The organism is Rhodococcus sp. NS-SX18 (assembly GCF_057367935.1).
Window position 1 is genome coordinate 2,201,267 of sequence record NZ_CM170633.1, and the last position, 13,677, is coordinate 2,214,943.

Sequence of the window (13,677 nt, forward strand, 5' to 3'; positions counted from 1 at the left end):
GCACCGCGGTGGAGCTCGTGGTGGGCCGTGTCGCCAAGTCGCACGGCATCAAGGGTGAGGTGGTCGTCGAGGTTCGCACCGACGAACCCGAGGAGCGCTTTGCCGTCGGCGCGGTGCTGCACGGCCGCAAGCCCCGCGAGCAGACCCTGCAGACGTACACGGTGGAAGCCGCCCGGGAACACTCCGGGCGGCTTCTGCTGCGCCTGCGGGGCGTCACCGACCGCAGCGCCGCCGACGCCCTGCGCGGCACCCTGTTCGTCGTCGACAGCGCCGATCTGCCGCCGTCCGACGATCCGAACGAGTTCTACGACCACGAACTCGAGGGACTGTCCGTACGCATCGTCGCGGGCCGGCCCGACGCCGGCACCGAGATCGGCACCGTCCGCGAGGTGCTGCACACCGCCGCCGGCGAACTGCTCTCCGTCCGGCCGGCCGGCGACGAACAGCGCGAACTGCTGATCCCGTTCGTCACCGCGATCGTCCCGACGGTCTCGCTCGCGGACGGTGTCATCGAGATCGATCCGCCCGAGGGTCTGCTCGACCCCGACTTCGGCTCGGAGACATAACCTCCCGTGCGTTTCGACGTCGTCACCATCTTCCCCGAATACCTCGAGCCGCTGCGTGTCGCGCTGCTCGGCAAGGCCATCGACAAGGGGCTCGTCTCCGTCGGGATCCACAATCTGCGGGACTGGACCCACGACGTGCACAAGGCCGTCGACGACGCGCCGTACGGCGGGGGACCGGGCATGGTCATGAAACCCACGGTGTGGGGGCCCGCCCTCGACGACGTGCTCGCCGGACCCGACGGTGAACCCGACCCGGACGTGCTGCTCGTCGTCCCCACCCCGGCCGGTGTGCCGTTCGACCAGGCCACCGCGCAGCGCTGGGCCGGCGAGAAGCGCATCGTGTTCGCCTGCGGCCGCTACGAAGGCATCGACCAGCGCGTCTTCGACGACGCCGCGCGCCGGGTACGCGTCGAAGAGGTCAGCATCGGCGACTACGTCCTCATCGGCGGCGAGGTCGCCGTCCTCGTCATGACCGAGGCCGTCGTGCGGCTGCTGCCGGGCGTCCTCGGCAATCAGCAGTCCCACCAGGAGGACTCGTTCTCCGACGGTCTGCTCGAGGGCCCCAGCTACACCCGCCCCGTCAGCTGGCGCGGCCTCGACGTGCCGCCGGTACTGCTGTCCGGGGACCACGCCAAGGTGGCCGCGTGGCGCCGGGAACAGGCGCTCGAACGCACCCGCGAACGCCGACCCGACCTGCTCGCCGACTGACCGACCGCGCTCAGTGCGTCCCGGCGCTGCCGAACACCGTGCGGACCACCTCGGTGACCGTCTCCCGCGCGTGCTGCGCGCTCGCATCCCCGGTCACATCGAACAGCGCCGTGTCCGGCAGATCGGTCCACCGGTCGTCGTCCACGTCGTAGTGCACGAGTTCGCGGGAGAGCACCACCAGCACGTACCGCTCGTCCTCCCCGACGAACCCCGTGGACAGATGGATCCAGTGCCCGTCCAGGCAGCACATCCAGCCCTGCTTGACGCCGAGCCCGGTGGTGTCGCTCAGCCCGTCCGGCAACCCGAATCGCTGGTCGTACCCGTCGGCGCCGACGGGACCGGCGGCACGCAGGTGCCCCACGATCGTCGCGCGGCCCCACTCGTCCAGCCCGCCCGTGCCGTCGAGCAGATCCGCGTACCAGGTGAGCAGGTCCGACGCGGTGGTGACGGTGTTCCACCACAGCCCGTCCGCCGGCGCGACGGTACCGGTGAGCGCGTGCCGGGTGGCGGTGCGCTCGACGATCTCCGAGTCGCCGTGCCGGAACCACAGGTCGTTCGCCGCCGAGTCGTCCGACGACTCGAGCATCGCGGCGATCCGGTCGTAGTCGCTGCCGCCGAGCGGCAATTCGCCCGTCGCCGCCCGGTACAGCAGGTCGTCGGCGATGAACAGCTTGGCCACCGACGCGGTCTCGACGGGTGCGTCGACGCCACCGACGACCCGGAGCCCGGTCCGCCGGTCGAGCGCGGCGATCGTGACGTCCGCGCCGCGACCGGCCGCGGTCGCCGCCGCCGCCGTCATCCGGTCGGCCAGCGACCCGAGTGGTTCGAGCGGACCGGGGGACTCGACGGCGGCGGACGGCAGAGCGACCGGCGACACGACCGGTTCCGGACCGCACGCCCCCACCGTCGCTGCCGTCAGCAACGACAGCGCCAGCATCGCCCAGCGTCCGCCGCGCACCCGGGACATGCCTACCCTCCTGCGCTCGATTGTCCGACGTACTCGTCCCACCGTCGAGGAGACGGGCACACCCGTCCGCGTCACCGAGGGCGGAGCCCGTCCGCGTCACCGAGGGCGGAGCCCGTCCGCGTCACCGAGGGCGGAGGAAGGATAGCGGTAGGGTCGACCGCTGTGACGACCGCTCTCAAGACCGTGAATCAGCGCATCGCCGAGGAACTCGACGTCCGGGAAGGTCAGGTCGCTGCGGCGGTCGACCTGCTCGACGGCGGCGCGACGGTGCCGTTCATCGCCCGCTACCGCAAGGAGGTCACCGGCGGGCTCGACGACGCCCAGCTCCGGCAACTCGAGGAACGCCTGCGATACCTGCGTGAACTCGACGAGCGCCGCACGGCGGTGCTCGAGTCCGTCGAATCCCAGGGCAAGCTCGACGACGGGCTGCGCACGCAGATCCTGCTCGCCGACACCAAGGCCCGGCTCGAGGACATCTACCTGCCGTTCAAGCCGAAGCGCCGTACCAAGGCGCAGATCGCGCGGGAGGCCGGCCACGAGCCCGTCGCCGACGCCCTCCTCGGCGACCCCGCCACCGATCCCGCGCAGTACAGCGCCGAACAGCTCGACGGCGCCCGCGCCATCCTCGTCGAACGCTTCGCCGAGGACGCCGACCTGGTGGGCGAGCTGCGCGAGGCGATGTGGACCCGCGGCCAGCTGAAGTCCACCGTCCGTCCCGGAAAGGAAACCGAGGGCGCCAAGTTCGCCGACTACTTCGAGTTCTCCGAGCCCTTCCCCGACCTGCCCTCGCATCGCATCCTGGCGGCGCTGCGCGGCGAGAAGGAGGAGGTGCTGAGCCTGTCGCTCGAACCGGACTCCGCGGAACCCGAGCCCGGGCAGCGCACTTATTACGAAGGCCGCATCGCCGCCCGCTTCGGCATCGCCGACGAGGGCCGGGCCGCCGACAAGTGGCTGCTCGACACCGTCCGCTGGGCGTGGCGCACCAAACTGCTCGTCTCCCTCGCCCTCGACATCCGCATGCGGCTGCGGCAGTCCGCCGAGAAGGACGCCGTCGACGTGTTCGCCGCGAACCTGCGCGACCTGCTGCTCGCCGCCCCCGCCGGCACCCGGCCGACGATGGGACTCGACCCCGGCTTCCGCACCGGCACCAAGGTCGCCGTCGTCGACGCCACCGGCAAGGTCGTCGCGCACGACACGATCTACCCGCACCAGCCGCACAACAAGCGGGACCAGGCCCTGGCCACCCTGGCACGGCTCGTCGCGCAGCACGGTGTGGAACTGATCGCGATCGGCAACGGCACCGCCTCCCGCGAGACCGATGCCCTCGCCACCGAACTGATCGCGAAATCCGGCGCCACGAACCTCACCAAGATCGTGGTGTCCGAGGCCGGCGCGTCCGTGTACTCGGCGTCGGCGTACGCGTCGAAGGAACTGCCGGACCTCGACGTGTCGATCCGCGGTGCCGTGTCCATCGCCCGGCGCCTGCAGGACCCGCTCGCCGAGCTCGTCAAGATCGACCCCAAGTCCATCGGTGTCGGCCAGTACCAGCACGACGTGTCCGAGACGCTGCTCGCCCGCTCCCTCGGCACGGTCGTCGAGGACGCGGTCAACGCCGTCGGCGTGGACGTCAACACCGCGTCGGTCCCGCTCCTGGCCCGGGTGTCGGGTATCGCGTCGTCTCTCGCCGAGAGCATCGTCGCGTACCGCGACGGGAACGGACCGTTCCGCAGCCGCAGGGACCTCACCGCGGTGCCGCGCCTCGGCCCGAAGGCGTTCGAGCAGTGTGCCGGCTTCCTTCGCATCCCGAACGGCGACGATCCGCTCGACGCGTCGAGTGTGCACCCGGAGGCGTATCCGGTCGTGCGGCGCATCGTCGAACGCACCGGCAGCGACGTGCGCGAACTGGTCGGCAATACCGCGGTGCTGCGGCGCCTGCGCCCGGAGGAATTCGTCGACGACCGCTTCGGCCTGCCCACGGTCACCGACATCATCGCCGAACTCGAGAAGCCGGGCCGCGACCCGCGCCCGGAGTTCAAGACCGCGACGTTCGCCGCCGGCGTCGAGAAGGTCGCCGACCTGAAACCCGGCATGGTGCTCGAGGGCGTGGTCACCAACGTCGCGGCGTTCGGCGCGTTCGTCGACGTCGGGGTGCACCAGGACGGTCTCGTGCACGTGTCCGCGATGTCCCGCAGCTTCGTCAAGGATCCGCGCGACGTCGTCAAGTCCGGCGAGGTGGTCAAGGTCAAGGTGCTCGACGTGGACGTGCCGCGGCAGCGGATCGGCCTGACGCTGCGCCTCGACGACGAGATCCCGGCCTCCGGGGCCCCATCCGGCGACGACTCGCGCGGTCCGCAGGACCGGGGCGGACGTCGGCCGGGTGGCCGGCAGCAGGGCAGGCGTCAGGACGGACAGGGGCAGGGTGCTCGCCGCGGCGGCCGTCGCCAGGACGCCCCGCCGGCCGCCGGTTCGATGGCGGACGCGTTGCGGCGCGCCGGATTCGGCAAGTAGATGCCGCCCGGGCCGCGCCGACTACCGGCGCGGCCCGGTTCCTGACATCCTCGGGAGCATGCAGCCCACGGTGACGACCGGCCGCGCGCCGAAGGCCCCGCCCCGCCCCGCCGGCAGAGTCCCGAGGGCGATCGCGCCGTGACGGCCGTGACCGAGTGGCTGCAACGCGAGATCGTCGACCGCGGGCGCCTGCCCCTGCTGTTCTTCCTGCTCGGCTTCCTCCTCGCGTTCCTGTTCATCCGGTTCAGCGTCCGCATGATCCGCGCCCAGGTGCGCTGGTGGCCCGGCAATGTCACCCCCGGCGGCCATCACGTGCACCACGTGGTGTTCGGCGTCGTCACCATGGTGGTCGCGGGCGGATCCCTCATCGCCGTCTACGAGGACGGCACGCAGACCACCGGGGCGGCTCTGGCCGCGCTCTTCGGCATCGGCACCGCGCTCGTGCTCGACGAGTTCGCCCTGATCTTCTACCTCAACGACGTGTACTGGGAGCAGGAGGGTCGCGTCTCGGTCGATGCGGTCTTCGTCGCGATCGCCGTCACCGGCCTGGTGCTGCTCGGCCTGCAGCCCCTCGAATTCGCCGACGTCACCAATTTCCGGGAGGACCCGTCGTGGGTGACCCGCACCCTGATCGCCGTCTCCGCCCTCGGCAATCTGGCCCTCGCGGCGGTCGTGCTGGCCAAGGGCAAGATCTGGACGGGCCTGATCGGTCTGTTCGTCTTCCCTCTGCTGCTGGTCGGGGCGGTGCGCCTGTCGCGGCCCGGCGCACCCTGGGCCCGCTGGCGCTACACCGGCAAGACCCGCAAGATGCGCCGCGCGATCGAACGCGAGCGGCGCTACCGACGCCCGGTGATCCGGGCGAAGATCTTCGTGCAGGACCTCGTCGCAGGCAAACCCACGATGGACACCGTGCAGGGAGCCGTCCAGCACTCGCGCGTCGCCGCCGAAGTCGAACTGGCCCGCACCGTGCACGCCGCACCTCCGCCGATTTCCGCCACCCCGGCACCGTCTGGCACAATTGACGGGTTGCCCGGCTCGGGCACGCATACCTGACCTGGGCACGAACCAGTCGAGTACCGCCTTCCGGTGGATGCCGCTCGGTTCCTCTGCTCATGCGAACAAGCGAGGATGACAACCGATGAACACCCTGGACTTCCTGGACGCCAAGTCCCTGCGCGACGACATTCCGGACTTCCGTGCCGGCGACACCCTGAACGTGCACGTGAAGGTCATCGAGGGCTCGAAGGAGCGCGTGCAGGTCTTCAAGGGCGTCGTGATCCGTCGCCAGAACGGTGGCATCCGCGAGACCTTCACCGTGCGCAAGGTCTCGTTCGGTGTCGGCGTCGAGCGGACCTTCCCGGTGCACAGCCCCAACCTCGCCAAGATCGAGGTCGTCACCCGCGGTGACGTGCGCCGCGCCAAGCTGTACTACCTGCGCGAGCTGCGCGGCAAGGCCGCCAAGATCAAGGAAAAGCGCTGATCGTCACGCGCTGACCGTCAGGCCCCGAGTAGCCCGGTCCGGATCCGTTCCGGGCCGGGCTACTCTGATTCGGTGGCAGATTCATCGCGAGACCCGGCCGTGCCGGAGATGCAGCAGCACAGCACCGACGACACGCCCGGACGCGATCGGAAGCAGGACAAGAAGGAGAAGTCGTTCCTGCGGGAACTGCCCGTCCTGATCCTCGTCGCGCTCGTGCTGAGCTTCCTGCTCCAGACCTTCGTCGCGCGGGTGTACCTGATTCCCTCGGAGTCGATGGAGCCCACCCTGCACGGCTGCCCCGGCTGCACCGGCGACCGGATCGTCGTCGAGAAGATCGGCTACCGCTTCGGCGATCCCCGGCCCGGCGATGTCGTGGTCTTCCGCGGCCCCGACTCCTGGTCCGCCGGTTACGTCTCCACCCGCTCCGACAACGTCGTGATCCGCGGCATGCAGGAGGTCGGCTCCCTCGTCGGCCTCGTCCCACCCGACGAGAACGACCTCGTCAAGCGCGTGATCGCCGTCGGCGGGCAGACCGTCGAATGCTGCGACGACCAGGGCCGTGTCCTCGTCGACGGCCGGCCCCTCGACGAGCCGTACATCGAGATGGACTTCCCGTTCACCCCCGGCGTGGTCACCTGCGAGACCGAGGTGCGCTCGGGCCGCTGCTTCGGTCCGGTCACCGTGCCGGACGGCCACCTCTGGGTCATGGGCGACAACCGCTCCAACTCCGCGGACTCGCGCTACCACGTCGCCGACGAGAACCAGGGCACCATCCCGGTCGACAACGTCATCGGCAAGGCCCGGTTCATCGTCCTGCCGCCCTCGCGGTGGGGCACCATCGACTCCCCGGAGATCCAGCAACCGTGACCCCGTGGCCGCCGCGCGCTGTGATCCGCAGGTCCGCGGGCCTGCGCACCATGGAGTCGACGCTCGTGCGGTGCGGGCTCGGGCCGGTTGCGGGGGTCGACGAGGCGGGCCGGGGCGCCTGCGCCGGACCGCTCGTCGTCGCCGCGTGCATCCTCGATCCCCGACCGCACCCGACGCTCGCGCGTCTCGACGACTCCAAGAAGCTCACCGAGAAGACCCGGGAGGAGCTGTTCCCGATCATCCGACGCCGCGCGGTGGCGTGGAGCGTGGTGATCGTGCCGGCCGCCGAGATCGACGCCATCGGTGTGCACGTGGCCAACATCGAGGGCATGCGCCGGGCGGTGATGCGGCTGTCCGTCGCGCCCGGGTACGTTCTCACCGACGGGTTCCGGGTTCCGGGCCTGCCGGCGCCGTCGCTGCCGGTCATCGGCGGGGACGCCGCAGCGGCCTGCATCGCGGCGGCGAGCGTGCTCGCCAAGGTCACCCGGGACCGGATCATGGTCGACCTCGACGGCGAGCTGCCCGGCTACGGCTTCGCTGTCCACAAGGGTTACAGCACCGCCGCGCACATGGCGGCGCTGCGCGATCTCGGCCCCAGCCGGGAGCATCGCCTGCGATACGCCAACGTCGCCGCCCTCCTCGGCGACGACCCCGGCCACGGCCGATTCGGCTCCGACGAGGCAGATGCGGGATGATGGATCGACACACCAGAACGGGAGGACACCGAGACCGATGAGTGCCGAGGATCTCGAGAAGTACGAAACCGAGATGGAACTCTCGCTGTACCGGGAGTACCGGGACATCGTCGGTCAGTTCGCGTACGTCGTGGAGACCGAGCGACGGTTCTATCTCGCCAATGCGGTCGAGCTGCTCCCGCACAACTCCGGCGGCGAGGTGTACTTCGAAGTGCGCATGTCCGACGCGTGGGTGTGGGACATGTACCGCCCCGCCCGCTTCGTCAAGCACGTCCGGGTCATCACCTTCAAGGACGTCAACATCGAAGAGCTCGACAAGCCCGACCTGCGCCTGCCCGACAAACTGGGATAGCCCGCTCACCCCCTTCGCGTCCCGTCGGCCGAATGTCACATTCCTTCGATTCGATCGAAGCGGTGTGACATTCGGCCACGCGCTGTTCCCCGGCCGCGCCCCGTCGGCCGCACTTGTCCACACCCGGCAAGTTCATCCACAGATTCCGTGATCCGGGCCGGTGCGGGCCATGGACGTCCCTCGTGTGACGCACAGTGGTTGCCACACAGGGAGGGACGGGGATGGGACGCAATCAGCAGGTGGGGGCGCTGGGGGAGGACCTGGCCGCCGAGTTTCTCGAGTCGGCGGGCCTGGTGGTGCTCGCGCGTAACTGGCGCTGCCGGTACGGGGAACTCGATCTGATCGCCGAGGACGGCGACACGGTGGTGTTCGTGGAGGTCAAGACCCGCACCGGCCTCGGGTACGGCACGCCGGCCGAGGCGGTGACCGCGGTCAAGGCGGATCGGATCCGCCGGCTGGCCGCGCTGTGGCTCTCCAGCCACGAGCGACGGTGGCGGCGTATCCGGGTCGACGTGGTCACGGTGCTGCTCCCATCCCGAGGCGAACCCTTGATCACCCATCGCCGGCAGGTGCTGTGATGGCACTGGGGAAGGCCTACTCGGTGGCGGTCACCGGGGTGGACGGGCAGGTCGTGGAGATCGAGGCCGACATCGGCCGCGGACTGCCGGGGGTGAGGATGGTGGGCCTGCCCGATACCGCGCTGCAGGAGTCCCGGGACCGAGTCCGGGCGGCGGTGACGAATTCCGGCGGCACCTGGCCGGATTCACGGGTAGTGCTGGCCCTGTCGCCGGCGACGCTGCCGAAGGTGGGCAGCGTCTACGATCTCGCCCTCGCGTGCGCGGTGCTCAATGCCGCCGAATCGATTCCACCCGAGTCGGTTTCGCGGACGATTCTGCTCGGAGAGCTGGCGCTCGACGGCCGGATCCGGTCGGTGCGCGGGGTCCTTCCGGCGGTGCTCTCCGCCAAGCGTGCCGGATGGCAGCGGGTGGTGGTCCCGGCCGCCACGATGCCCGAGGCCGGGCTGGTCGACGGCATCGACATCTACGGGGCGGGCACTCTCGCCGAGGTGGTGCTGTGGCTGCGCGGCGACGGACCGCTCGAGCGACCCGGTCCCCGCCCGCCGGGGGAGCGGCCGGGACGAGCGGACATGAGCGAGGTGGTCGGTCAGCAAGAGGCACGGCGGGCCATCGAGATCGCGGCCGCCGGTGCGCACCATCTGATGCTCACCGGCCCGCCCGGCATCGGGAAGACGATGCTCGCCCAGCGCCTTCCCGGCGTGTTGCCGGCGTTGACGGAGGAACAGGCCCTCGAGGTGACCGCGATCCACTCCGTCGCCGGAACGCTGTCGGCGGATCAGCCGCTCGTCACCGACCCGCCGTTCATCGCTCCCCACCACACCGCGTCGGTCAGCTCGCTCGTCGGTGGGGGCAGCGGCATGGCCAAGCCCGGTGCGGTCAGTCGTGCCCACCGGGGCGTCCTCTTCCTGGACGAGGTCGCCGAGATGGGCACCAAGGCGCTCGAGGCGTTGCGGACCCCGCTCGAGGACGGGGAGGTGCGTATCGCCCGCCGCGACGGGGTCGCGCGCTACCCGGCGCGATTCCAACTGATCCTCGCCGCGAATCCGTGCCCGTGTGCGCCGCCTCGCGACGCCGACTGCGTGTGCCCGCCCGCCGCGCGCCGACGCTATCTGGGGAGGTTGTCGGGCCCGCTGCTCGACCGGGTGGACCTGCGGGTTCGGATGGAGACGGTGGCGACCGGCGCGCTCATGGGGGAGGCCGGGGAGAGCACCGAGGATGTTCGCACCCGGGTGGCCCGGGCCCGGGATGCTGCGGCCGCCCGCTGGAGCGCGCACGGGTGGAGCACCAACGCCGAGGTGCCCGGTCCCGCGCTGCGGCAGAAATTCCGCCTGCCGCGCGCGGCGCTCGGACCTGTGGAGTGGGCGCTGCGGAAGGGAGCGATCACCGCGCGCGGCGCGGATCGCGCGTTGCGGGTCGCGTGGACGCTGGCAGATCTCGCGGGGCTCGACGCTCCGGGAGAAATGCACGTGGCGACGGCTCTGGATTTCCGGGATCGGGGGACGGCATGAGTGCACCGGATCCGCGTCGGCTGGCGTGGGCCTATCTGTCGGTCGTGGCGCAGGGGGCGTCGCGGATCCTGAACGCCGCTATCACGGAGGACGGCCCGGAGGCGGTCGCGGCGGCGGTGCGGGACGGCTCGATCGGTGGCGCGCTGGGCAGACGTACTGCCGCCCGTGCTCATCTCGACTCCGCGGCGAGGGATCTCGAGCTGGTGGAGCGGCTGGGCGGTCGTCTGGTCACGCCCGACGACGACGAGTGGCCGGCATGGCAGCTGCTGGCGTTCGACGGTCTCGACGGCGCGGACGTCGATGCCGCGCCGCCGGCGTTGTGGGTGCTGGGGCGACGGCGGGTCGACGAGCTGGTGGAGCGGTCCGTGGCCGTCGTCGGCACGCGCGCGGCCAGTGGCTACGGCGAGAACGTGACCGCGGAGATCGCCGGGGACCTGGCGACCGACGGGTGGACGGTGCTGTCGGGGGCGGCCTTCGGGATCGACGCGGCGGCGCACCGGGCGGCCCTGGGGGTCGGTGGCGTGACGATGGCGGTCCTCGCGTGCGGGGTGGACCGGGCGTACCCGGCGGCGCACACCGGGTTGTTGCGGCAGATCGCCGAGCACGGGGCGGTGGTCAGCGAGTATCCGCCCGGCACGCTCCCGGCGCGGTTCCGGTTCCTGGCCCGCAACCGTCTGGTCGCGGGGCTGGGTGGTGGGGTTCTGGTGGTGGAGGCGGGCTGGCGCAGCGGGGCGCGGAACACGGCGGCGTGGGGCAGACGGCTGGGGCGGCCGGTGCTGGCGGTTCCGGGGCCCGTGACCTCGGCGGCGTCGCAGGGTTGTCATCGGATGATCCGCGAGCAGGAGGCGCGACTGGTGGGCACCGCACGCGAGGTGGTCGAGGAGGTCGGCCCGATGGGTGTGGCCGACGACGGCGACGGGCGCTGGGTGCGGGCGCTCGACGGACTCTCGGGTGACATGGCAGCCGTCTACGAAGCTCTGCCCGCGGCGGGGGCGGTATCGGTGCAGCACCTGTCGGAAACGTCGGGGCTGCTCCCGGAGCGGGTGCGGGCCGCGTTGCCGTTGCTCGAGCTCGAAGGACATGTGCAGCGGGAGGCGGCCGGGTGGGCACGCAGCAGGTGAGTGTCAGGACTGGTCGTGCCCGCGTAGTTCCTCGGCTTTGGCCAGGATGGGCTTGTAGTACTTGTCGCCGAGCACCCTGGTCACCTGGGCGGCGAGCTCGGTCTCCCCGGTCTGGAGCAGGACGTACTCGAGCTCGGCCAGCTGTGCGCCGATCGCCTCGCGCCTGCGGTCCGTCTCCTCGAGGGCGCCGACGAGGCTGGTCAGGTACTGCGACGTGACGGTGTTCATCGTTTCTCGCATACCGCAACGATGGCGGAATTCCGACGCGATGTCGGCGGATCGGACGATCCCGGTGGTGTTGCGTCGGCGCGGGGCGGTGGCCGCCGACGGACCGCACGCGTACGCTGCAGTAGTTAGGTAAGCCTGAGCAAATACGGAGGTGGGCGTGGCCCCGAAGACCCCGCGATCGACGACCCTGACGGTGACGGGCAGCGAACGCCTGACTCCGCACCTGGTTCGGGTCCACCTCGGCGGCCCCGGGTTCGACGAGTTCGAACCAGGTCCGCACACGGACTCGTACGTCAAACTCGAGCTGGAGGCCGGCGGCGAGACGGTCCTGCGCACGTACACGGTGCGGGCCGTGGACCGGGAGGCCCGGCAGATCGCGATCGATTTCGTCGTCCACGGCGATCAGGGTGTCGCCGGCCCCTGGGCGGCGTCCGTGCGGCCGGGGCAGACCGTCGTGGTCCGCGGGCCCGGTGGTGCCTACCGCCCGGATCCGGACGCCGACTGGCACCTCCTCGCCGGTGACGACACCGCGATACCGGCCGTCGCCGCGGCGCTCGAAGCCCTGGCCCCGGATGCGCGGGGCCGGGTGTTCCTCGAGGTGGCCGGCCCCGACGACGAAATCGCCCTCGCGACGCCCGCCGGAGTCGAGGTCACCTGGCTGCACCGCGGCTCCGCCACCGGACCGGACCTGACCGGCGCGAACGCGCCCCTGGTCTCGGCGGTGACGGGCGCGGAGTGGCTGCCGGGCGACCCGCAGGTGTTCATCCATGGGGAAGCGGAGACCGTCATGCAGTACCTGCGGCCGTACGTCCGCAAGATCCGCGGGGTTCCGGCTGCCCGTGCGTCGATCTCCGGGTACTGGCGTCGCGGCCGCACCGAGGAGGGCTTCCGGGAATGGAAGCGCGAACTCGCGACGGCCGAAGCGCGGTGAACGCGCTCACGCGCGTTCGCGGGTGAGGGTGAGCAGGGCGGTCATGGACAGCGCGGCCGAGATCGCGATCGCCAGCGCCATCGGCAGCGCGGTGTCCTCCCCGCCGAGCCCGACCAGTGGTGACACCAGGGCAGCCAGGCCGAACTGCGACGCGCCCATGACCGCGGAGCCGGTGCCCGCCGTCTTCGGCACCTGCCCCTGTGCCAGCGCCGTCGCGTTACCCATGACGAAGCCCAGGCTGGAGACGACGAGGAACAGCAGTGGCAGCACCAGCCAGCGGGCGGTGTCCGCGACCAGGACCGCGAGCACCAGCAGGATCCCGGCGGTCAGCATCTGGGCTACGCCGTACCGCAGCAGGTTCCGCACCTCGAAACGTCCGATGAGCCGGGTGTTGACGATGTTGCCCGCGACGAGGCCCACCGAGTTGACGGCGAAGACGAGTGAGAACTGTCCCGGCGTCATCCCCAGGACCTCCTGCACCACGAACGGTGATGCGGAGATGTACGAGAACATGGCGCCGAAGCCGAGCGCGAACGTCGCGGCGTAACCCACGAAGCGCCGATTGCCGATCACCGTGCCGAAGTTGCGGGCGAGTGTCGCCAGGCCCCCGCTGTGGCGGCGTTCGGGCGGCAGCGTCTCCGGCACGACCGTGAGCACAGCGACGACCATCACCACGGCCAGGCCCGTCAGGACCCAGAAGATGCCGCGCCAGCCGATCGGCCCCAGCAGGACGCCGCCGAGCAGGGGTGCGACGATCGGCGCCACCCCGCCGATGATCATCATGATGCTGAACAGGCGGGCGGCCTCGTTGCCGCGGGAGCGGTCCGCAATCACCGCGCGCGCCAGCACGATTCCCGTGCCGCCGCTGAAGCCCTGGATCAGGCGGGCTGCGATGAGCACCTCCACCGTCGGCGCCGTCGCGCACAGGGCGCTGCTCAGGGCGAGGACGATGGTGCCCGCCAGCAGCAGGCGACGCCGGCCCCACCCGTCGGAGAGCGGTCCCACCACGAGCTGCCCGACGCCGAGGCCGGCCATGAAGGTGGTGAGCGTGAGCTGGATGCCGACCGTGCTGGTGCCGAGACTTTCGGACATGATCGGGAGTCCGGGCAGATACATGTCGGTGGCCAGCGGCGCGGTAGCGGAGAGCAGTGCCAGACCGAACAGCATC

General features: G+C 71.1%; 15 protein-coding genes. 12 read left to right on the forward strand and 3 right to left on the reverse strand.

Features of this window, described 5'->3' with window-relative positions; translation table 11 throughout:
• Positions 1 to 8: 8 nt before the first annotated feature.
• The gene (gene rimM / locus AC2IPW_RS10270; RefSeq protein ID WP_486376816.1) at positions 9 to 566 is read left to right on the forward strand and encodes a ribosome maturation factor RimM; all 558 of its coding nucleotides are present in this window, start codon (positions 9 to 11) and stop codon (positions 564 to 566) included.
• 6 nt (positions 567 to 572) lie between these two features.
• Entirely contained in the window at positions 573 to 1,274 is a 702-nt protein-coding gene (gene trmD / locus AC2IPW_RS10275; protein WP_003939021.1) for a tRNA (guanosine(37)-N1)-methyltransferase TrmD, read from the forward strand.
• 10 nt (positions 1,275 to 1,284) lie between these two features.
• Here trmD and AC2IPW_RS10280 read toward each other — a convergent pair whose 3' ends face one another.
• A complete protein-coding gene (locus tag AC2IPW_RS10280) occupies positions 1,285 to 2,241 on the reverse strand; it encodes a hypothetical protein (RefSeq protein ID WP_486376817.1) in 957 nt (318 codons plus the stop codon).
• Positions 2,242 to 2,403: 162 nt separating this feature from the next.
• On the opposite strand from AC2IPW_RS10280, the gene AC2IPW_RS10285 reads away from it, so the two are divergent.
• The 9 genes from AC2IPW_RS10285 (at position 2,404) to dprA (ending at position 11,350) form a co-directional block, all read left to right on the forward strand.
• A complete protein-coding gene (locus AC2IPW_RS10285) occupies positions 2,404 to 4,749 on the forward strand; it encodes a Tex family protein (protein ID WP_486376818.1) in 2,346 nt (781 codons plus the stop codon).
• A 147-nt stretch (positions 4,750 to 4,896) separates the two neighbouring features.
• Positions 4,897 to 5,802 carry a hypothetical protein gene (locus AC2IPW_RS10290; RefSeq protein WP_289382075.1) on the forward strand — a complete coding sequence of 302 codons (906 nt, stop codon included), beginning with the start codon at positions 4,897 to 4,899 and terminating at the stop codon, positions 5,800 to 5,802.
• A gap of 85 nt (positions 5,803 to 5,887) precedes the next feature.
• Positions 5,888 to 6,229 (forward strand): 50S ribosomal protein L19, encoded by a 342-nt coding sequence (gene rplS, locus AC2IPW_RS10295; protein WP_003939017.1) that lies wholly within the window; start codon positions 5,888 to 5,890, stop codon positions 6,227 to 6,229.
• Positions 6,230 to 6,337: 108 nt separating this feature from the next.
• Positions 6,338 to 7,096: a signal peptidase I gene (lepB, locus tag AC2IPW_RS10300; protein ID WP_486376989.1), complete on the forward strand. Its 759-nt coding sequence runs from the start codon at positions 6,338 to 6,340 to the stop codon at positions 7,094 to 7,096.
• Positions 7,093 to 7,791, forward strand: coding sequence for a ribonuclease HII (locus AC2IPW_RS10305; protein WP_003939015.1), 699 nt, complete (start codon positions 7,093 to 7,095; stop codon positions 7,789 to 7,791). Before lepB ends, AC2IPW_RS10305 begins: the two co-directional genes overlap by 4 nt.
• Positions 7,792 to 7,828: 37 nt before the next feature.
• Positions 7,829 to 8,143 carry a DUF2469 domain-containing protein gene (locus tag AC2IPW_RS10310; protein WP_003939014.1) on the forward strand — a complete coding sequence of 105 codons (315 nt, stop codon included), beginning with the start codon at positions 7,829 to 7,831 and terminating at the stop codon, positions 8,141 to 8,143.
• 221 nt (positions 8,144 to 8,364) lie between these two features.
• Positions 8,365 to 8,721 carry a YraN family protein gene (locus AC2IPW_RS10315; RefSeq protein ID WP_371383096.1) on the forward strand — a complete coding sequence of 119 codons (357 nt, stop codon included), beginning with the start codon at positions 8,365 to 8,367 and terminating at the stop codon, positions 8,719 to 8,721.
• Positions 8,721 to 10,229: a YifB family Mg chelatase-like AAA ATPase gene (locus AC2IPW_RS10320; RefSeq protein WP_486376819.1), complete on the forward strand. Its 1,509-nt coding sequence runs from the start codon at positions 8,721 to 8,723 to the stop codon at positions 10,227 to 10,229. Before AC2IPW_RS10315 ends, AC2IPW_RS10320 begins: the two co-directional genes overlap by 1 nt.
• Entirely contained in the window at positions 10,226 to 11,350 is a 1,125-nt protein-coding gene (dprA, locus tag AC2IPW_RS10325; RefSeq protein ID WP_486376820.1) for a DNA-processing protein DprA, read from the forward strand. Before AC2IPW_RS10320 ends, dprA begins: the two co-directional genes overlap by 4 nt.
• A gap of 3 nt (positions 11,351 to 11,353) precedes the next feature.
• On the opposite strand, the gene AC2IPW_RS10330 is transcribed toward dprA, so the two are convergent.
• Entirely contained in the window at positions 11,354 to 11,590 is a 237-nt protein-coding gene (locus AC2IPW_RS10330; RefSeq protein WP_486376821.1) for a hypothetical protein, read from the reverse strand.
• Positions 11,591 to 11,735: 145 nt separating this feature from the next.
• Here AC2IPW_RS10330 and AC2IPW_RS10335 point away from each other — a divergent pair, with 145 nt between their 5' ends.
• The gene (locus AC2IPW_RS10335; RefSeq protein WP_289379240.1) at positions 11,736 to 12,509 is read left to right on the forward strand and encodes a siderophore-interacting protein; all 774 of its coding nucleotides are present in this window, start codon (positions 11,736 to 11,738) and stop codon (positions 12,507 to 12,509) included.
• Positions 12,510 to 12,515: 6 nt separating this feature from the next.
• On the opposite strand, the gene AC2IPW_RS10340 is transcribed toward AC2IPW_RS10335, so the two are convergent.
• The gene (locus AC2IPW_RS10340) at positions 12,516 to 13,676 is read right to left on the reverse strand and encodes a multidrug effflux MFS transporter (RefSeq protein WP_003939006.1); all 1,161 of its coding nucleotides are present in this window, start codon (positions 13,674 to 13,676) and stop codon (positions 12,516 to 12,518) included.
• Between the last annotated feature and the right edge of the window lies 1 nt (position 13,677).